Origin of the sequence: Cellulomonas palmilytica (assembly GCF_021590045.1) — a bacterium.
In the GTDB taxonomy this organism is placed as follows: Bacteria; Actinomycetota; Actinomycetes; order Actinomycetales; family Cellulomonadaceae; genus Cellulomonas; species Cellulomonas palmilytica.
Map to the genome: position 1 here is coordinate 1453683 of NZ_CP062221.1, position 20311 is coordinate 1473993.

14 protein-coding genes are annotated in these 20311 nt (G+C 73.0%); 11 read left to right on the forward strand and 3 right to left on the reverse strand.

Annotation, left to right across the window (positions count from 1 at the left end):
* The first annotated feature begins 24 nt into the window (after positions 1 to 24).
* Both F1D97_RS06805 and F1D97_RS06810 read left to right on the forward strand, forming a co-directional pair.
* Positions 25 to 708 carry a hypothetical protein gene (locus tag F1D97_RS06805; RefSeq protein ID WP_236123104.1) on the forward strand — a complete coding sequence of 228 codons (684 nt, stop codon included), beginning with the start codon at positions 25 to 27 and terminating at the stop codon, positions 706 to 708.
* A gap of 233 nt (positions 709 to 941) precedes the next feature.
* Positions 942 to 6074, forward strand: coding sequence for a PKD domain-containing protein (locus tag F1D97_RS06810; RefSeq protein WP_236123105.1), 5133 nt, complete (start codon positions 942 to 944; stop codon positions 6072 to 6074).
* Between the two features lie 72 nt (positions 6075 to 6146).
* Here the strand turns inward: F1D97_RS06810 and F1D97_RS06815 are convergent, their stop codons facing one another.
* Positions 6147 to 7457, reverse strand: coding sequence for a hypothetical protein (locus F1D97_RS06815; protein ID WP_236123106.1), 1311 nt, complete (start codon positions 7455 to 7457; stop codon positions 6147 to 6149).
* 149 nt (positions 7458 to 7606) lie between these two features.
* Here F1D97_RS06815 and F1D97_RS06820 point away from each other — a divergent pair, with 149 nt between their 5' ends.
* From F1D97_RS06820 to mfd, 3 genes are all read left to right on the forward strand, one after another.
* Positions 7607 to 8770: an acyltransferase family protein gene (locus F1D97_RS06820; RefSeq protein WP_094181983.1), complete on the forward strand. Its 1164-nt coding sequence runs from the start codon at positions 7607 to 7609 to the stop codon at positions 8768 to 8770.
* Positions 8701 to 9912, forward strand: coding sequence for an acyltransferase family protein (locus F1D97_RS06825; RefSeq protein ID WP_236123107.1), 1212 nt, complete (start codon positions 8701 to 8703; stop codon positions 9910 to 9912). The genes F1D97_RS06820 and F1D97_RS06825 overlap by 70 nt, the downstream gene beginning before the upstream one ends.
* 199 nt (positions 9913 to 10111) lie before the next feature.
* Entirely contained in the window at positions 10112 to 13726 is a 3615-nt protein-coding gene (mfd, locus tag F1D97_RS06830) for a transcription-repair coupling factor (protein ID WP_236123108.1), read from the forward strand.
* Positions 13727 to 13786: 60 nt separating this feature from the next.
* Here mfd and F1D97_RS06835 read toward each other — a convergent pair whose 3' ends face one another.
* Entirely contained in the window at positions 13787 to 13957 is a 171-nt protein-coding gene (locus F1D97_RS06835; RefSeq protein ID WP_094181986.1) for a YegP family protein, read from the reverse strand.
* 300 nt (positions 13958 to 14257) lie between these two features.
* Here F1D97_RS06835 and F1D97_RS06840 point away from each other — a divergent pair, with 300 nt between their 5' ends.
* The 5 genes from F1D97_RS06840 to F1D97_RS06860 all read left to right on the forward strand — a co-directional run bounded on the left by F1D97_RS06840 (position 14258) and on the right by F1D97_RS06860 (position 18323).
* Positions 14258 to 14515, forward strand: a complete 258-nt coding sequence (locus F1D97_RS06840; protein WP_236123109.1) for a hypothetical protein — start codon at positions 14258 to 14260, stop codon at positions 14513 to 14515.
* A gap of 126 nt (positions 14516 to 14641) precedes the next feature.
* Entirely contained in the window at positions 14642 to 15361 is a 720-nt protein-coding gene (locus tag F1D97_RS06845; RefSeq protein ID WP_236123110.1) for an ATP-binding cassette domain-containing protein, read from the forward strand.
* Entirely contained in the window at positions 15358 to 16671 is a 1314-nt protein-coding gene (locus tag F1D97_RS06850) for a hypothetical protein (protein ID WP_236123111.1), read from the forward strand. Before F1D97_RS06845 ends, F1D97_RS06850 begins: the two co-directional genes overlap by 4 nt.
* Before the next feature lie 144 nt (positions 16672 to 16815).
* Entirely contained in the window at positions 16816 to 17691 is an 876-nt protein-coding gene (locus F1D97_RS06855; RefSeq protein ID WP_236123112.1) for a hypothetical protein, read from the forward strand.
* Positions 17688 to 18323 carry a hypothetical protein gene (locus F1D97_RS06860; RefSeq protein ID WP_236123113.1) on the forward strand — a complete coding sequence of 212 codons (636 nt, stop codon included), beginning with the start codon at positions 17688 to 17690 and terminating at the stop codon, positions 18321 to 18323. The genes F1D97_RS06855 and F1D97_RS06860 overlap by 4 nt, the downstream gene beginning before the upstream one ends.
* Positions 18324 to 18332: 9 nt before the next feature.
* Here F1D97_RS06860 and F1D97_RS06865 read toward each other — a convergent pair whose 3' ends face one another.
* Positions 18333 to 19190 (reverse strand): helix-turn-helix transcriptional regulator, encoded by an 858-nt coding sequence (locus F1D97_RS06865; RefSeq protein ID WP_236123114.1) that lies wholly within the window; start codon positions 19188 to 19190, stop codon positions 18333 to 18335.
* Positions 19191 to 19331: 141 nt separating this feature from the next.
* Here F1D97_RS06865 and F1D97_RS06870 point away from each other — a divergent pair, with 141 nt between their 5' ends.
* Positions 19332 to 20087: an SDR family NAD(P)-dependent oxidoreductase gene (locus F1D97_RS06870; protein WP_236123115.1), complete on the forward strand. Its 756-nt coding sequence runs from the start codon at positions 19332 to 19334 to the stop codon at positions 20085 to 20087.
* The last annotated feature ends 224 nt before the right edge of the window (positions 20088 to 20311 follow it).

Below are 20311 nucleotides of genomic sequence, written 5' to 3' on the forward strand. Positions count from 1 at the left end.
GAGACCGCCTCGGCAGGTGGGCGCATGCGGACGGTGTGGATCGCGGCCGCTGCCGGCGTCGTCGTCCTCGCCGTCCTGGTCGTCCTCGCGGTGACCTCCGGGCGCTCCGACGACGGTGCGGACCCGACGAGCGCTCCCTCGACCGCCCTCGCGTCGACCGCAGGGTCGACCCCAGGCTCGACCCCGGCCGCGTCGACACCGGCACCCGGGCCGACCGTCTCGGACGCGCCGACGACACCGGCCGCGTCGGCCGAGCCGTCGAGCGCCGCCCCGGGCGCGCTGCCCACGCCGACCCCGCGGCCCGACGGCCGGGCGGTCACGCTCGCCCCGATCGAGTCCACGGCCGAGCCGTCGCCCGGCGTGACGGCGCGCGTCGCCTCGATCCGGGCGGTCACCGGGAAGGCCGAGCTGCCGGGTGAGGTCGGCGGTCCGGCGCTCGAGGTGACGGTCGAGGTGCACAACGGCACCGACGAGCCGCTCGACCTGTCGCTCGCGGTCCTGAACGTCTACTCCGGCCCCGGGCTGACTCCCGAGCTCCCGCTGTCCACCGGCTCGCGCGCGTTCCCGGGCGAGGTCGCGCCGGGTGCGGACGCGACGGGAGTGTTCGTCCACACGGTCGCGGTCGCCGACCGGGGCGACGTGACGATCGAGCTGGACCTCGGCGTGGGCACGACGATCGCGCTGTTCCGGGGGCCCGCGGGCGTCTGAGCCCCGAGTCCGCCCCGGGGTCTCGCCCGGGGCTCACGCGGGTCGGCGGACGGGCCTATCACCCGGTCGGATGACGCCGCACGCCTCAAACCGGTACACAAGCCCGTTTTCACCCGCGGCACACGCCGGTTCACCCGATCGCCCAGGTCCCGATATGTCCCTTTCGCCCTAGAGTCGGGCCGATCGTCGCACCCGCGACGCCTCCGCGCCCGCCTGTTCGGGAGGACACGCACATGGCCGTCACCAGCCGCCTCGCGCGCACCATCGGGTTCCTGGCCGCGTGCGCGGTGACGTCGACGCTGGCCGTCGTCGTCGCGCCGTCGGCGCTCGCCGACACCGCGCCGCCGAACCCCGACAACCCCGTGACCGTCTCGGCCGACGGGCTCCCCACCGCGCAGGTCAACGGCGTCGTGTGGAACCTGCAGCCCGCCGGCGACAAGGTGTACGTCGGGGGTGAGTTCACGCGGGCCCGGCCGCCGGGTGCGGCCCCGGGCACCAGCGAGGTCGTCCGGAACAACATGATGGCGTTCAACCTGACGACCGGTGCGCTGGACAGCTCCTTCGCGCCCGACCTGAACGCGGAGGTCGACGACCTCGCGCTCTCGCCGGACGGCACGCGGCTGTACGCGGTGGGGAACTTCACGTCGGTGAACGGGCAGGCCCGCTACCGGATCGCGGCGTTCGACACCGCGACCGGCGCGCTGATCTCGACGTTCCGGCCGACGGTGAACTCCGGGATCAACGCGGTGGCGGTCACCAACTCGACCGTCTACATCGGTGGCAACTTCTCGAGCGTCAACGGGCAGACGCGCCAGCGGTTCGCGGCGCTGCGCGCCTCGGACGGCGGGAACCTGCCGCTGACCGCGACGATCGACGGCGGCGCGATCCAGGCGCTCGTCGTCGCCCCCGACGGCGAGTCGGTCGTGCTCGGCGGCGCGTTCACGTCGGTGAACGGCTCGTCCAACCCGGGCTACGGGCTCGCGCGCCTCGCGACCGACGGCACGCTGCTCCCGCTGCCGGTCAACACCCAGATCCGCAACGGCGGCACCGAGTCCGCGATCCTCAGCCTCGAGACCGACGGCGAGAACTTCTACGGCACCGGCTACCACTTCGGTGGCGGCGGGAACGTCGAGGGCACGTTCGCGGCGGACTGGGCGACCGGGTCCGAGCTGTGGGTCGAGGACTGCCACGGCGACACGTACTCGTCGTATCCGATGGGTGACGTCGTCTACTCGGCGAGCCACAAGCACTACTGCGGCAACTCGGGCGGCTTCCCGCAGACGACGCCGTGGTCGGTGTACCGCGCGACCGCGCTCACGAAGTGGGCGACGCGCATCAACACCCCCGACATCTACGGGTACCCGGACCACGACGGCGAGCCCTCGCCGACCATCCTGAACTGGTACCCGACGATCAACGCCGGCACGTACACCGGCAAGTCGCAGGGCCCGTGGACGGTCACCGCGAAGGACGACTACGTCGTGTTCGGCGGCGAGTTCACGCAGGTCAACGGCACGGGCCAGCAGGGTCTCGTGCGGTTCACGACGATCGACAAGGCGCCCATGAAGCAGGGTCCGCGCCTGTCCGGGTCGAACTACCCCGTTACCGCGACCTCGGTGCAGGCGGGCGAGGTGCGCGTCTCCTGGAAGTCGAACTACGACCGGGACAACGAGACGCTGACCTACGCCGTCTACCGGCAGACGCAGAACAACCCGCCGGTGCACGTCGAGACGCTGTCGACGACGTTCTGGAACGTCAGGACGATGCGGTTCACGGACCGTGACCCGTCCCTGACACCGGGCACGACGACGAGGTACCGCGTGGTCGTGACGGACCCGTTCGGGAACTCGGCCTCGTCCGCGTGGACCTCGGTCACCGTGAGCGACAAGACGCTCGGCGCGTACGGCACGAAGGTGCTCGACGACGGCGCCGCGCACTTCTGGCGCCTGTCCGAGCCGGCCGGGACGACGACCGTGACGGACTACGCGGGCGGTGAGGACGCCGTGGCGTCCGCGGGCGTCACGCGCGGCGCGGCCGGTGCCGTCGTCGGTGACACCGACACGGCATCGACGTTCAGCGGGTCGTCGAACGGTCTGGCCGCCACGCAGACCGCGGTCCCCGGGCCGCAGACCTTCGCGATCGAGGGCTGGTTCAAGACGACGACGCGGGCCGGCGGCAAGATCGTCGGATTCGGCAACCGGAACACCGGGAGCTCGACGAGCTACGACCGGCACGTCTACATGGACACCTCCGGTCGCGTCCTGTTCGGCGTGTACCCGGGCTCGTCGCAGACCGTCCAGAGCGCGACCGGCTTCAACGACGGCGCGTGGCACCACGTGGTGGCGTCGCTCGGCCCGGACGGCATGAAGCTGTTCCTGGACGGCAAGCGCGTCGCGCAGAAGACGAGCGTCACCAGCGCGCAGAGCTACGACGGCTACTGGCGCATCGGTGGCGACAGCCCGTGGACCGCTGCCGCGTACTTCAACGGCACGATCGACGACGTCGCGATCTACGACGAGCCGCTCACCGCGGCCCAGGTGGACGCGCACTGGGTGGCCTCCGGGCGCACCTCGAGCGTCACGCCGGTGCCGGCAGACGCGTACGGCGCCGCTGTACGCGCGGCGAACCCCGACCTGTACTGGCGCCTCGGTGAGGCGGCGGGTGCCACGGCGGCCGACACCGGTCCGCTGTCCTACCCGGGCACGTACAGCGGCGGCTTGACGCGCGGTGTGGCGGGTGCGCTCACCGGGACGAGCAACACCGCGGTGACGTTCGGCGGCACGAACGGGCTGGTCGCGAGCCAGGCCGACTTCAACGGCCCCGACGTCTACTCCGAGGAGCTGTGGTTCAGGACCACCACCACGGCGGGCGGCAAGCTCATCGGGTTCGGTGACGCCGCCACCGGGACGAGCAGCAACTACGACCGTCACGTGTACATGGAGGAGGACGGCAAGCTGACGTTCGGCGTGTGGACCGGCGAGGAGAACACCATCACGACGCCCGCGTCGTACAACGACGGCGTCTGGCACCACATGGTCGCCACGCAGGGCCCGGACGGCATGAAGCTGTACGTCGACGGCGTGCTCCGCGGGACCCACGCGCAGACCTCGCAGCAGGTGTACACCGGCTACTGGCGCGTCGGTGGGGACTCCACCTGGGGTCCGCAGCCGTGGTTCGCGGGCAGCATCGACGAGGTCGCGGTGTACGGCAGCGTCCTCGACGCCGCGACCGTCGCGCACCACTACTCGGTCGGTTCGGGCACCCCGGTGCCGAACCAGCCGCCGACGGCCGCGTTCGACGTCGAGGCGGACCACCTCGCGGTGTCCGTCGACGGCTCGGCCTCGGCCGACGCCGACGGGACCGTCGCGAGCTGGTCGTGGGCCTGGGGCGACGGCACGACGTCCACGGGTGCGACCGCGACCCACACGTACGCCACCGGCGGCACGAAGTCGATCACGCTCACCGTGACCGACGACGACGGCGCGACCGCGAGCGTCACGCACGAGGTCACGGTCGCGGCGAACCAGGCGCCGGTCGCGGCGTTCACCTCTGAGGTCCAGCACCTGGGCGTCTCGGTCGACGGCACCGGGTCGAGCGACCCGGACGGGTCGGTCGCGTCCTGGTCGTGGAGCTGGGGCGACGGGACGGCGGACGGGTCCGGCTCGACGGCGACGCACACGTACGCGACGCCGGGCGACAAGACCATCACGCTGACCGTGACGGACGACGACGGTGCGGCCGCCAGCGTCACGCACGAGGTGACGGTCACCGAGCCGCCGGCGGACGCGCCGTTCGTCCGCGACGACTTCGCACGGACCGCGAGCAACGGCTGGGGCACCGCCCCGGTGGGTGGCGCGTGGACCGCCGTCGGTGCGGCGAGCCGGCTGTCGGTCGCGGGCGGCGTGGGTGTCATCACGGCCCCGCGCGGGGCGACGAGCGGGGCGGTGCTCGGCGACGTCGCCGCGAGCGACACGGCCCTGACGGGCAAGGTTTCGCTGGGCGCCCTGTCGACCGGCAACTCCTTCGTCACCTTCCAGGCTCGTCGCGTCGACGCCGACTCCTACGGCGGCCGGCTGCGGCTCGCCGCGGACGGCTCCGTCCAGCTGCACGTGACGCGCGAGGTGGGTGGCACGACCACGGCGATCTCCGGCGGTGCCGTGTCCGGCCTGACGTACTCGCCGGGTGCCGCGATCGCGGTCCGCGTCGAGGCCGAGGGCACGAACCCGACGCTGATCCGGGCGAAGGCGTGGCCCGCGGGCTCCCCGGAGCCGGCGGCCTGGCGGGTCCAGACGACGGACTCCACCGCGGCGCTGCAGACCGCCGGCGGCGTGGGCGTGGTCGCGTACCACGGCGGCGCGACCGGTGCACCGTCGCTCGTGTTCTCGGTCGACGACCTGCTCGCGCAGCGCGTCGGTGCCGAGGCGCCCGAGGAGCCCGAGGAGCCGGAGGAGCCCGAGCCGCCCGTGAACACCGCGCCCACCGCGGCGTTCACGAGCAGCGCCGCCGGGCTGACGGTGTCCGTCAACGGCTCCGGCTCCTCCGACGCGGAGGGCGCGATCGCGTCGTACAGCTGGACGTGGGGTGACGACTCGGCGCCCACGACCGGCACGAGCGCGACCGCGTCGCACACCTACGCCGAGGCGGGCACCTACGAGGTGCGGCTGACCGTCATGGACGCCGGTGGGCTGACCGCCACGGTCGCGCACGACGTGACGGTCACCGCGCCGGCGCCCGGCGGCCCGTTCGCGCAGGACGCGTTCGGCCGCACCGCGTCCAACGGCTGGGGCGACGCCCAGGTCGGCGGCGCGTGGACCTCGGTCGGTCCCGGCGCCCGCCTGACCGTCTCGGGCGGCAAGGGCGTCATGACGGTGCCGCGCGGCGGGACCACGGGCGCCCGGCTCAACTCCGTCTCGCAGGAGTCGACCGACGCGGTGGCGACGCTCGACCTCGACCGCCTGCCGGGCGGCACGTCGTTCGCGACGCTGCAGGGCCGGACCGTCGGTGACGCGGCGTACGGCGGGCGCGTGCGCATCGCGGCCGACGGCACCGTCCAGCTGCACGCGGTGCGGACGGTCGGTGGCACGACGACGGCGATCTCGGGCGGCGCGGTCGCCGGGCTCGTGGTCGAGCCGGGCACGCCCCTGTCGGTCCGCGTCCAGGTGACCGGGACCTCGCCGACGACGATCCGGGCCAAGGTCTGGGTCGCCGGACAGCCGGAGCCCGAGCAGTGGCGCGTCTCGACGACGGACGGCAACGCGGCGCTGCAGGAGCCCGGTGGGGTCGGGTTCGAGGTCTACCACGGTGGCGCGACCGGCGACCCGTCGCTGGTGTTCCTCTGGGACGACCTGGTGGCGCGCGCGGTCTGAACCGCACGGACGAGGAGGCCCGGGGTGGGCAGGTCCCGCCCCGGGCCTCGCCGTACCTGTGGGGGACGCGGGTCAGCGGGCGGGGAGGCGGCGCTCGGGTCGGGCGCCGCGCTCGTCGTCGGACACCTGCTGGACGACCTCCCCGGTGAGGTCCGGGGGCGACGAGGCGGCGACGCGACGCACGGCCAGGAGACCGAGCGTGAGGGCGAGCAGCGTGGTCGAGCTCGACAGCGGGCTGAACGCGAGGTTCCACAGCGTGCGGACGGCCAGGTACGTCAGCAGGGCGCTCGCGGTGTGCGTGGCGATCGCGCCCGTGTACCCGCGGACCACCAGCCACGCCGCCCACAGCGCCAGCAGCACGCCGGCGAACCCGAAGCGGACCCACAGGTCGGCCGCGGTGGAGTGCAGCTCGAAGCCGCTGCCGAACATGTACTTCTCGACGTAGCCGTTGTGCGGGTCGTAGTTGAGCTCGGCCATCCCGGTCTTCGCGACGAACACGTCGCGCGTGCCCGGCAGCGTCCCGGAGCCGAAGCCCGAGGGATGGGCGACGACGAGCGCGCGGGTCGCCCCGCTCTCGGGTCGGGCGCCGGCGAGCAGCGAGCCCGACAGCGCGATCTGCGCCTCGGTGCGCTCCTGCGCGTCCTGTCCGAGGTACCCGTCGAGGATCGCGACCTGCCCGAGCTGGTACAGGGCGGCCACGAGGCTCGTGATGATGAGCAGCGCGCGCACGCGCGAGCCCGCGCGCGTCGTCGCGCGGCGCGCGGTCTGCTGGATGGTCACGGCGGCGGCCAGCACGAGCATGGCGGACGTCGAGCGGCCGCCGTTCATCACCGAGACGCCCGCGAGCCCGAGCGCGGTGACGACCTGCAGCCACCCGCGGCCGGACGCCCACGCGAGGCCGAGCAGCAGCACGATGAGCGGCACGGAGAAGCCGAACCGCCAGGGGTTCTCCAGGAACCGCCCGCCGGTGCTGATGCCGAGCAGCATCCCCACGCCGAACCACGCGGCGACCACGGGGTCCCGCAGCACGGTGCGCGCCCACGCGACGACCGCCGCGCCGAGCACCGCGTCGAGGACCGTCGAGGTGTTGCCGACCAGCAGGTTCGTCGAGGTCGCGTGGTCGGCCTCGTGGAACCACGTGAGCCACACGCCGACGACCGCGGCGAGGCCGCCCAGGCCGACGAGCGTCCGGATCCCGACGAGGTCGCGCACGGGACGCCACCAGATCGGCAGCAGCGCGACCGCGACGATCGTCCCCAGGGTGACGGACTTGACCATGACCCGGCCGCTGCCGACGGCCAGCAGCGAGACGACGACGAGGACGTGGGGCGCGGAGACCCGCGCCGTCAGCCACGCGGGCGCCGAGGTCGCCGTCCGGGACACGTCCCTCCCCGAGGTCGGTCGAGACCGGCACCCGTGCGGCCCGGTTCCGCCACATCGTCGCACCCGCACCCTCGTGACCCGGACGGGTGTGCCGTTTTTCGCCCGTCTGGCCCCTGTTTCGCCCGTTCTGCCCGCATAGACTCGCTCGCATGCGCAGCGCTGGACCGCCCTCGGGGCCCGCGAAGCCGGGTGTCGTCGAGGCGACGGCACCGGCTCCCGTGCAGGCCGCTGCGGAGGGTGAGGCGGTGCCCGACGCCCCGCGGCCCCGCCGTCCGCGCGTCGAGTGGGTCGACACCGGCCGCGGCATCGCGATCTCGCTCGTCGTGCTGTTCCACTCGTCGAACTGGCTGCTCGGCGCGGGCGCGCACGTCAGGCCCTGGGTCGAGGCGAACGTCGTCGTCTCGTCGCTGCGGATGCCGCTGTTCTTCACGCTCGCCGGGCTGTTCGCGGGCAAGTGGGTGCGCGGCGCGTGGACCGCGCTGTGGCACTCCAAGATCCGGCTGTACCTGTGGGTCTTCCTCGTGTGGGGTGCGGTCGGCTCGCTCGCGTACTACGTGGGCGTGCGCATGCGGGGGACCGGCTCGTTCCTGTCGAACGTGCTGCAGCCGTACGTGCTCTCGCCGTTCGTCCCGCGGCTCGAGCTGTGGTTCATCTGGGCGCTCGCGCTGTTCTTCGTCGTCGCCAAGCTGACGCGCCGGGTGCCCGTGGCCGTCCAGATCGGCGTCGCCGCCGTCGGCTCCGCGATCGCGCTGTCCGGGTGGGAGACAGCGAGCCCCGGGTGGAACGGCTCGGTCAAGTACTACGTGTTCTTCCTCGTCGGCCTCCACCTGCGCGACGTGGTGCTGCGGCGCGGCTCCGAGGCGCGCGTGCTGCCGATGGTCGGCGTCGTCGCGCTGTGGGCGGCGGTCGCGTTCGGGCTGTGGGCCGCGGACCTGCGTGAGGCACCCGGGCTGTACTTCGTGAACTGCGTCCTGGGGGTCGCCGCCGGGATCGCGGTCAGCCGGGCGCTGTCCCGGTCGCACGTGCTCCGGGACCTGGGCGCACGGACCCTGCCGGTCTACCTCGCGCACACGCCGCTCATCATCGTGACCGCCGCGCTGCTCAAGAGCTGGGGCGCGGTCGACTCGCCCGCCGTCGCGGTGCTCGGCCCCCCGCTGCTCGCCGCCGCCGCGATCGTCGCGACGCTCGCCCTCGAACGCGGCGCGAAGCGCGTCGGCGCCGGGTGGCTGTACGAGCCGCCCGCGTGGTTCGACGTCGCCGCACGGCGGCGGGCCGCACGCGCGTCGCGTGCCGCGACCCGGCCCGGGGGGTGAGCGCGCTGGCCGCGCGAGACGTCGCCCCGGCGCGCACCGCTCCCATGGTCGGTCGGCTCGAGTGGGTCGACGCGGTCCGCGGGTACTCCGTGGTCGCCGTCGTGCTCGCGCACGTCGTGCTCTGGCACCTGCTCGCCGTGGACGCACCCACCGCGGACGCCGGGGAGTCGGTGTGGGGCCGGGTGTACGGGGTGCTCGGCAGCGCGCGCATGCCGGTGCTCCTGGCCGTCTCCGGCCTCGTCGTCGCGCGTCGGGTGCGGCTCGGGTGGCGGCCGGGCGGCCTGACGCTGCGCGTCGCGCGCAACTACTACCTGTACGTCGTGTGGCTGCTGCTGTACGCCGTGTTCTACGCGGTGGTGCGGGACCCGAGCCTGCCGCACCGGGTCGACGGCGTCGGTGACCTGCTGCGCCAGCTCGTCGTTCCGGAGACGACGCTCTGGTACGTGTTCGCGCTCGCCGTGTACATCGCGGTGCTCGGGGCGTTGCACCGCGTGCCCCCGTGGGCCGTGCTGTCGGGGCTCGTCGCGCTGTGCCTGGCGACGCACGTCCTGACGTCGTCGGACCAGATGTGGGCCAAGGTGCCGGAGATGTTCCTGTTCTTCGCCGTCGGCGTGTACGGCGCCGGCCCGCTGCGCCGGCTGGGCGAGCGGGCGTCGTGGGGCGCGCTGCTCCTCGCGGCGGGCCTCGCTGTCGCCGCCACCGCGTCGGGGCGGCTCGCCGAGGGGGTGGAGCTCGCCGAGGCCGTGGTGTTCGTCGTGCGGTGCCTGGCGTTCCTGGTGCTCGCGGTGCTCGTCGTCGTCCTCGCGGTCCGGTGGGAGCCGCTGCGTCGGCTCGGCCTCCTCCTCGGGCGCCAGACGCTGCCGATCTACGTGCTGCACCCGCTGTGGCTCGCGCTGCTGCTCGCGTACGCGGGCGGGCTCGCGCGCGACGTCACGGCGACGACCGTCGGGTCGTTGCTGTACCCGCCGGTCGTCACCACGCTCGTCGTCGTGCTGAGCCTCACGGTGCACGCGGGGGCGCGGCACGCGCACGCGCTCGTCCCGGCGTTCGCGATGCCGCGCCGGTGGGAGGAGCGGCTGGCCGCGGTCGACGCGCGCGCGCCGGGACGCCCGGCGCCCGTGGACTCCGGTCGCGGCGCCTGACGCACGTCCGCACCCGGGACGGTGTCGGTCGCGGCTCGTACACTGACGACGCCCCCTGACCCCGCGTGGCAGCGGTGCGCGCCGACCGGTTCGCCCGGTCCCGCGCCCTCGTCGTCGCCGGAGCAGGGGTGCTCGTGCTGCCCGCGGCACTCCCGAGGAGCCCCGCGACCGCTGCCCGCCCGACGAACGTGAAGGACCCATGGACCTCACCGGACTGCTGCCCGCCCTGCTCGCCGACCCGGCCGCCGCCGCGGCTCTCGAGGCCGTGCCCGCGCGGGGCGAGGTCGACGTCGTCGGACCGGCGGGCATCCGGCCCCCGCTGCTCGCGGCGCTCGCCGGCGCGGGCGGGCACGTGGCCGGGCGTCCGCTCGTCGTGACGACCGCGACGGGACGCGACGCCGACGAGCTCGCCGACGCGCTGCGCTGCTACCTGCCGGACGACGACGTCGCGGTGCTGCCCGCGTGGGAGACGCTGCCGCACGAGCGGCTGTCGCCGCGAGCCGACACCGTCGCGCGGCGCCTCGCGGTGTTCCGCCGGCTCGCGAACCCGACGCCCGAGCGAGGCCCCGCGGGGCCGATCCGCGTGCTCGTCGTGCCCGTGCGCGCGCTCCTGCAGCCCGTCGTCGACGGGCTCGGCGAGCTGCGGCCCGTCGAGGTCGCGGTCGGCGACACGGTCGACATGGACGACCTCACGCAGCGGCTCGCGGACGCCGCGTACAGCCGCGTGGACATGGTCGAGAAGCGCGGGGAGTTCGCCGTGCGCGGCGGGATCGTCGACGTGTTCCCGCCGACCGAGTCGCACCCGCTGCGCGTCGAGCTGTGGGGCGAGGAGGTCGAGGAGATCCGCTGGTTCTCCGTGGCGGACCAGCGCTCGCTCGAGGTCGCGGACCACGGCCTGTGGGCCCCGCCGTGCCGCGAGATCCTGCTGACCGACGCGGTGCGGGAGCGGGCGGCCTCGCTCGTGCCGCAGCTGCCGGGTGCGATCGACATGCTCGACAAGCTCGCGGCGGGCATCGCGGTCGAGGGCATGGAGTCCCTCGCGCCCGTGCTGGTCGACCGCATGGTCCCGGTGCTGGACCTCGTGCCCGACGACGCGCTGCTGGTGCTCGCCGACCCCGAGCGCATCCGGCGGCGCGCGCACGACCTCGTCGCTACCACGCAGGAGTTCCTCGAGGCCGCGTGGACGTCGGCCGCGGCCGGTGCCGCGACGCCGCTCGACCTGTCCGCCGCGTCGTTCGCGACGTTCGCGGAGGTCCGCGCGCTCTCGCAGGTGCGCGGGCTGGGCTGGTGGACGCTGTCCGGCTTCACGCTCGACGCGGGGGCCGACGACGAGAGCGCCGCCGCACCCGTGCGCGACACCGACGGCGTGGAGACGCTCGTCGTCGCCGCCCGCGAGGTCGAGCGCTACCGCGGCGAGGTCGCGCGCGCCGTCGCCGACGTGCGCGAGCTGCAGCGCGCCGGCTGGCGGCTCGTGCTCGCGACCGAGGGGCACGGCCCCGCGCAGCGCATGGTCGAGCAGCTCAAGGCCGCCGACTGCCCCGCGCGGCTCGTCGCGACCATCGACTCCGAGCCGTCCGGCGGCGTCGTGCTCGTCACGCCCGCGCCCGTCGGACCCGGCTTCGTCGCCGAGGCCCAGCGCCTCGCGGTGTTCTCCGAGGCGGACCTCACCGGGCGCGCGGGCTCGTCCACGCGCGACATGCGCCGCATGCCGAGCCGGCGCCGCAACGTCGTCGACCCGCTCCAGCTGCGCGCGGGCGACTTCGTCGTGCACGAGCAGCACGGCGTCGGGCGGTTCGTCGAGCTCGTGCAGCGCACCATCGGCTCCGGCGCGGCCGCCGCGACGCGCGAGTACCTCGTCATCGAGTACGCGTCGTCCAAGCGCGGGCAGCCCGGCGACCGCCTGTACGTGCCCACCGACCAGCTCGACCAGGTCACCAAGTACGTCGGAGGCGAGGCGCCCAGCCTCAACCGCATGGGCGGCGCGGACTGGGCCAAGACCAAGGGCCGTGCGCGCAAGGCCGTCAAGGAGATCGCGTCCGAGCTCATCCGCCTGTACTCGGCGCGCATGGCGACGCCCGGGCACGCGTTCGGCGCGGACACCCCGTGGCAGCGCGAGCTCGAGGACGCGTTCGCGTACGTCGAGACCCCGGACCAGCTCGCCACGATCGACGAGGTCAAGGCCGACATGGAGAAACCGATCCCCATGGACCGGCTCGTGTGCGGCGACGTCGGCTACGGCAAGACCGAGATCGCCGTGCGCGCCGCGTTCAAGGCCGTGCAGGACGGCAAGCAGGTCGCCGTACTCGTCCCGACGACCCTGCTCGTCCAGCAGCACTACGACACGTTCGCCGAGCGGTACTCGCCGTACCCCGTGACCGTGAAGGCCCTGTCGCGGTTCCAGACCGCCAAGGAGAGCAAGGAGATCCTCGACGGCCTGGCCGACGGGTCCGTCGACGTCGTCATCGGCACGCACCGCCTCATCACCGGCGGCGTGCGGTTCAAGGACCTCGGGCTCGTCGTCATCGACGAGGAGCAGCGGTTCGGCGTCGAGCACAAGGAGACGCTCAAGGCGCTGCGCACCAACGTCGACGTCCTCGCGATGTCCGCCACCCCGATCCCGCGCACGCTCGAGATGGCCGTCACCGGCATCCGCGAGATGTCCACGCTCGCGACCCCGCCGGAGGAGCGGCACCCCGTGCTCACGTTCGTCGGACCGTACGAGGAGAAGCAGATCTCCGCGGCCATCCGACGTGAGCTGCTGCGCGAGGGCCAGGTGTTCTACGTGCACAACCGCGTCGAGTCCATCGAACGGGTCGCGTCCCGGCTCAACGAGCTCGTGCCCGAGGCCCGCATCGCCGTCGCGCACGGGAAGATGGGCGAGCACCAGCTCGAGCGCGTCATCGTCGACTTCTGGGAGAAGAGGTTCGACGTCCTGGTCTGCACGACGATCGTCGAGACCGGCCTCGACATCTCCAACGCGAACACCCTCATCCTTGAGAGCGCCGACCGCCTCGGCCTGTCCCAGCTGCACCAGCTGCGCGGCCGCGTCGGCCGTGGCCGTGAACGCGCCTACGCCTACTTCCTGTACCCGCCGGAGAAGCCGCTCACCGAGACCGCGCACGACCGGCTGCAGACCATCGCCGCGAACACCGACCTCGGCGCCGGCATGGCGGTGGCCATGAAGGACCTCGAGATCCGCGGCGCCGGGAACCTGCTCGGCGGCGAGCAGTCCGGGCACATCGAGGGCGTCGGCTTCGACCTGTACATCCGGATGGTCGGCGAGGCCGTCGCCGCGTTCCGCGACGACGTGCCCGAGGAGCTGCCCGACGTCACCATCGAGCTGCCCGTCGACGCGCACATCCCGCACGACTACATCGCGCACGAGCGCCTGCGCCTCGAGGCGTACCGCAAGATCGCCGTCGCCGCCGACGACACCGCGCTGCGCGAGGTCCACGCCGAGCTCGTCGACCGCTACGGGCCCGTGCCCGAGGCCGTCGACAACCTGTTCGAGGTCGCGCAGTTCCGCCAGCACGCCCGACGAGCGGGTCTGTCGGACATCACCGCGCAGGGCAAGTTCGTGCGCTTCGCGCCCGTCGAGCTGCCCGAGTCCGCGCAGCTGCGGCTCAAGCGCCTCTACCCGGGGTCGGTGCTCAAGCCCGCGCTGCGCACCGTGCTCGTCCCGTTCCCGACGACCGCACGCATCGGCGGCAAGCCGCTGCACGGCCGCGACGTCCTGACCTGGTGCCGTCAGCTCATCGACGCGGTGGTCCTCAACGACGTCTCCGCCGCCGCGAAGGTGGGCACGACCCGCTGACCGGGCCGTCATGCGACCGCGCCTGCGCGCCCGGGAGGGGGTCCGGGCGCGCAGGTGGGGTCACGCCTCGACGACGGCGGCGTCCGCCGCGTTCTTCTTGATCGACTCGACCGTCGACTTCGCCGACGCCTTCTCCGTGTACTGCTGGCTGTGGGCGAGGACGTTGCCGTTCTGCGCGACGATCCGGAAGAACCACTTGCCGTTGTCGCTCTTGACGATCTCGAACTTCATCGGGCTGCTCCATCCACGCGCCGTTGCATGACGCTGCCCAGCCAACACCCGCGGTCCGCGCCCGAGGCAGACGGCTCCCGCGCTTTCACCCGTGTGGGCGGGGTCCTGTGCCGTGCTCTCGCGTCCGCGAGGTGACGCCTGTCGCCTGGTTATCCACAGATAGCGACGACGTTGCCGTCCCGTTTGTCGGGCTGTGACTAGTTTTCGAGTCGGCCGGATGGGATCGTTCCCACCGGCGAGCGGCGCAGAGCTGCGCTGCTCCCATCGAAGGACAGGCAGGGGGAACACATGGGTACACCTATGTCCAAGCGGCGCCGAGTGATGGCGGTGATCGCCGTCGTCGTCGGCATCGCCGTCTGCGGGCCGGCCGCCGGCGCGGTGGCGGTCGGCTACGCGACCAAGGCTGCTCCGCAGGTCGCCAAGGGCTACGGCAGCACGGGCAAGACGTACGGGAACTGGCTGGCGGTCAAGGGCTCGGCGAGCGCGACCTCCACACGTACTCGGTCACGGCGAAGCCGGTCACCGTCCGCATCGACGCGTGGGTCAAGAGCTGCCTGAACATCCCGTCGCGTCCGGACGTCTGTTCGTCGGGCAAGTCGCTGTACGCGTACCTCAACTACTAGTCGCAAGGGTCGTGCGGTGGCGTCCGGCGGACGCCACCGCACGACGTGGGGGGGAGTCGAGATGGTCGTGCTCGAGGACGTGATCGTCCGACGAGGCAGGTTCGAGCTCGGACCTGTGAACGCGGAGTTCCCGGTAGGGGTCACGGCGCTGCTCGGTGCGAACGGAGCGGGCAAGTCGACGCTCATGGGCGCCGTCGTCGGCGTCCTGGCGCCCGCTCGGGGGCGCGTCGATGTCCGCGAGGGACGGGGGGTCGGGGCCGTACCCGGATACCTGCCACAGGACTTCGACGCACCACGCCGGGTGCGCGTCGTGGACTACTTGAGGTTCGTGGCCTGGTGCCGAAGCAGTCGTCGGAGCCCGATCGCTGATGGAGACGTCGCGACCGCCCTGCGAGCGGTCGGCCTCGAGGACCGTGCAGGCTGGCGCTTCGGTGCACTGTCGGGCGGGATGCGGCGGAGGGTCGGCGTCGCACAGGCTCTGCTCGGATCTCCGAGCGTGGTCGTGCTCGACGAACCGACGGTCGGGCTCGACCCGGTGCAACGCATGGAGCTGCGCGATCTCATCGCGACTCTCGGGCGTGACCGTTCGGTCATCGTCTCGACGCACCTCGCCGAAGACGTGGCGGCCGTGGCGGAGCGTGTGGTGATTCTCGCCGAGGGCACAGAGGTCTTTCAGGGCACCGTCATGGCGCTCGCAGAGCGCGGAGGGCACGACGGTGTGACGTCGGAGGCCGTCGAACGCGGCTTTCTGTCCGTCCTCGGGGCGCGGGTGCCGGCATGAGCAAGGACGTGTCCGTGGCGCTCACTCTCGCGCCGCCACCCCTCGCCACGGAACGCGGTGACCGACCCGTGCGACTCGCGACGAGCACGCGCGGCGCACTCTGGTTCGTCGCCCGGAACGGTCTGCTTCCCTGGGCGATGCTGATCGTCGCTGCCATCTGTGCCGGGGTGCTGGCCATGCATGGCGCTCCCTGGCGGGCAGACCTCCTGTGGATCGTCGACTGGGTCCCGATCGGGCACCTCGCGATCGCGCCCGTCGTCGCAGGCTCGGCTGCGATCGACGCCGCACGGCTGAGCGTCGGCACACGTCACCTCGAGGACTCCAGATGGTGGCGGTCGCCTGGGGCTGCAGTCGTGCTCGCGTACAGCGCGGGGATCAGCGCCGTCTACGCGCTTGCGATCGTTGTTGCCGTCGTCGTGGACCTGCCGCCCGCTTTCGATCCGCGAGTTCTGCTCGCGGTAGCCGTGCAGCTTCTCATGCTGGCCTTTCTCGCCACTGTCGGAACGGCAGTCGGCCGCCTCGTCAACCCTGTCCTCGGGGGGATCATCGGCGCCTTGGTCGCGCTGCTCGCCATCTACCTGACGTCGGCCCGCACCGAGCACATCGCACTGCTCTACGCCGGCTCGTCTCTGCTGTCCAGAGTCGGGCGCAGCTACGACGTCACCTACCTCGGGGCCCAGGCCGTGCTCTTGACCGCACTGGTCCTGGGGGGTCTCATGTGGCGGCCGGGAGTGTGGGGCCGGTGGCGCCGCTCTGCAGAGCATGCGGCACTCGTCCTGGCTATCGCGCTGGTCGCGATCGCCGGCACGACGGGTCCGAGCAGTCGCCTGACGTACACCGGTTCGCCGCCCGACCTCTGCTCCGACGTCGAGGGAGTGAGGGTGTGCCTGTATCCCGAGCACGCTCGTGTTCAGGACGAGGTGAACGGCCACCTACGCGGGATGTTCGTCGCCGCGAGAGACGCCGGGTACGGCGCGCTCGTGCCACCCGAGGTGCGCGAGGTGCCCGTCAGCGGTGTGAGCGACTGGCGCGGAGCACTGCTCACGATCGACGAGCCGCTCAGCGGGGCGCCCGTCGACGTTCGAGGGCTCATCCAGGAGCTGGTCGAGCCCCTGCACTGCGAGCAGCTCGGACGACCGGAGCCGCCCTCTGATCGGTACACGAACGACGTCAGCAACGTGATGGGCACGTGGATGGAGCTCGTCGACCCTGCGCTCACGGTCGACTGGGGATGGACGTACCAACCGTTGGAACCGGCTGAGGTGTCCAGGATCGTGACGGAGCTCCGCACGTGCACACACTCCTTCTGAGCTCGCCGCGGCGCCGGTCGGCTGCAACGGGTGCCGGCATGACGGGCGCCCCGGCGGCATCGGCTGAGATGTCAGCGGCGGTCCGGCCACCCGTCGACCCCAGCGACGGGACGGGGCGACCCGCCATGGGTCCTCCTCGGACCCGTGCGGTTCGTGCTGCGCAACGGCGTCCTTCCCTGGACGATGCTCGTCGTCGCGAGCGTGTGCGCGGCCGTCCTCGCCATGCGTGGGGCACCGTGGCGGGCGGACCTGCTGTGGATCGTGGACTGGATCCCGATCGGTCACATCGCGCTCGCTCCCGTGATCGCAGGAACGGCGGCTGTCGACGTGGCGCGACTGGGGGTCGGCACCCGGCATCTCGAAGGGGCACGCTGGTGGCGGTCCCCGGGCGCAGCGGTCGCGCTCGCGTACGCCGTGTGCGTCGGCGGGACCTACGTCGCCGCGATCCTCGTCGCGGCGCTGGTCGAGCTACCGCCAGCGATGGATCCCCGGGTGCTGCTGGCAGTCGCTGTCCAGCTGCTCATGCTGACGTTGTTCGCCGTGATCGGGGTGACGATCGGCCGGATTCTCCCGCCGGTGCTCGGGGGTGTCATCGCGGCGGTCGTCGCGCTCGTCGGGATCTATCTAGTGGCCGTCAACGCGCAGCTCGCCAGGCTGTTCGATGCCGCGCGCGGCGCTGGATACGACTCGCTCGTACCGGCGGAGGTGCGTGAGGTGACCGGTGGTGACATCGAGTGGTACGGGGCGTCGCTCCTCATCGACGAGCCGCTCAGCGGCGCACCCGTCACACCCAGCACGCTTGTCCTGGATCTGGTCGATCCGTCGTACTGCGACGAGCGAGGCGGTGAGGAGCCGATGTCGGACGCCTTCTCTGCCGAGTCGTACAACGTGGAGAGCACGTGGCTCGAGCTCGTCGATCCAGCGCTCGTGGCGGAGCGAGAGGCGTACAGGACCTTGGAGCCCGACGAGGTGGACCGACTGATGAGGGAGTTCCGGACATGCACGTACCCGTTCCGATGACCGCGGCTCGGGGCGTCCGGGCGCTGCGGCTGGTGCGGGCGGTGCTCGCCTCGACGGGGTGGTACTCGACCGTGCCCGTGCTGGCGCTCGCGGTGGTGCTGACCGTGGCGTTCCCGGACGGGCGGATCTCGCACTTCGGTCCGCTCGAGCTGAACCCTCAGCTGCGGGTGCTCGTCGCCGTGCCGCTGCTCATGGCCGTGGCGGTGGGGATCTCCCAGGGCATCGCACCCATACCGATCGTGTTCCGCAACGGACGGGTCCTCACGGTGCGGGCGGCGTGCTACGCGCTGACGCTGATCGTCAGCTGGGGGATCGTGCTGCTCGGGTCGCGGCTCGGCACGGCACTGCCGCTGGCGGCGTGCCTGCGCAACCTCCTGCTGCTGAGCGGGATCTGCGCGGCGGTCGGCGCGCTCGCCGGACCCGTGTACGTGTTCATCCCCGCGGTGGTGGCGCTCGCGGCGGCGATGGTCACGCCCGGCGAGAGCTCGGAGTGGGCACCGTGGTCGATGTCGTTCCGTGAGACCGCGTCGACCGAGCAGCTCGTCGTCGCGGCGATCGTCGCGGTGATCGGGCTGGCGCTCGCGGTCTGGGACCCGCGCAGCCCCGGCTACCTGCGACGTGCTCGACGCTGAGCGAGTAAGTCAGGGCGCCGCGGTCGTCTGGCGGGGGCCGAGGACGGTGAGGAGGGCGAGCTTGTCGGCGTCGGGTGTGCCGGGCGTCGCGGTGAAGACGAGGAGACGCTGGCCCGTGTCGGTGTCGAGGAGGGTCTGGCAGTCCAGGGTCAGCACGCCGAGGTCGGGGTGCTGCATGCGCTTGGTACGGCCGCGCTTGTCCTCCACCTCGTGCCGCGCCCACAGGGCGGCGAACTCCTCGCCGGGCTCGCCGCCACGGTCGAGGAGCGCGTCGACGAGGCGCGCGGCGCGGGAGCCCGGGCCGCCGCGCGCGTAGGCGGCGCGGAGTTCCGCGACGAACGTCGCGGCACGCTCGTCGTGGTCCTCGGGCGGGTAGACGTCGCGGGACGCCGGGTCCGTGAACCAGCGGAACACCGTCGAACGCGCGGGGCCGGCGAAACGGGTCTGGTCGCCGAGCAGCGCCATCGCGGCGGGCGTCTGCACCAAGGTCTCGCCCGTCTCGGTGACGACCATCGCCGGGGTGTCCTGCAACCGGTCGAGGATGCGCTGCACGGCGGGTGCGACGTGGTCGGCGCGGCTCGCGCGGTCGGGGGCGTGGTGACCCGCGAGGCGGAACAGGTGGTCCCGCTCCGCGAGCGTGAGGTGCAGGCCGCGTGCGATCGCGGCGAGCATCGGCTCCGACGGCTGCGGGCCACGGCCCTGCTCGAGCCGTCCGTAGTAGTCGGCGGACATGCCGCACAGGGCGGCGACCTCCTCGCGGCGCAGCCCGGCGGTGCGGCGACGCTGCCCGCGAGGCAGACCGACGTCCTCGGGTTGCAGGGCGGTGCGTCGCGCGCGCAGGAAGTCGGCGAGCTGCGGTCGGTCCATGCGTGCATCGTCGCGCGCACCGCGAGCCCGGAGCCAGGGATCGCCGGTCCCTGGATGACTGCGGCCTGGATGCGCCACCCGCGGCGCCGCACGGTGAAGGCGTGCCCGGCACCGGGCGACACCACCAGGGAAGGAACGCACATGACTCGCACCGCACTCGTCACGGGTGGCTCACGGGGACTCGGCCGGGCGACCGCGCTCGCGCTCGCGGCGGACGGCACGGACGTCGTCGTGACGTACGTGCGCGGCGCGGCGTCGGCCGACGAGGTCGTCGCGCAGATCCAGGCGGGCGGCGGCCGTGCGGCGTCGCTCGCGCTCGACACCTCCGCACCGGAGACGTTCGGCACGTTCGTCGTCGCGCTGCGCGGGGTGCTCGCCGAGTGGGGTGCGCCCGGGCTCGACGTGCTCGTCAACAACGCCGGTATCGCGGGGAGCACGCCGCTCGGCGGGACCACGGCCGCGGCGGTCGACGAGCTCTACGCGATCCACGTGCGCGGGCCAGTCCTGCTGACGCAGGAGGTCGCGCCGCTGCTCCTCGACGGTGGGCACGTCCTCAACGTGTCGACCGGTCTGACGCGGTTCGTCGGCGCGCCCGGCTACAGCGTGTACGCGGCGATGAAGGGCGCGGTCGAGGTGTGGACCCGGTACCTCGCCAAGGAGCTCGGCCCGCGGCGGATCGCCGTCAACGCGATCGCACCCGGAGCGACGGCCACGGACTTCGGCGGCGGCGTCATCCGCGACGACGAGCGGTACCGCTCGATGATCGAGAGCTCGAGCGCGATGGGTCGTGTGGGGGAGCCCGACGACATCGGCCGCGCCGCCGCCGCGATCGTCTCGTCGTCCCTCTCCTGGGTCACGGGCCAGCGCATCGAGGCCTCGGGCGGCCAGCTCCTCTGACGGGCCCGTCCGGCTGGCCCGACCCATTCCGACGAGCCCGCCGTCGCTCCGGCTCAGCCCCTCCATGCCCGGAGCAACCGCGGTCTCGTCGTCCCCGGCCCGACGACCCCGTCGTTCCTCCGGCTCCGACGCGGGAGGGCCGGAGGAATGACGGTCTCGTGGGCCGGACGACCGCGACCCCGTCGTTCCTCCGGCTTCGGTGCTCTTTGGCCGGAGGAATGACG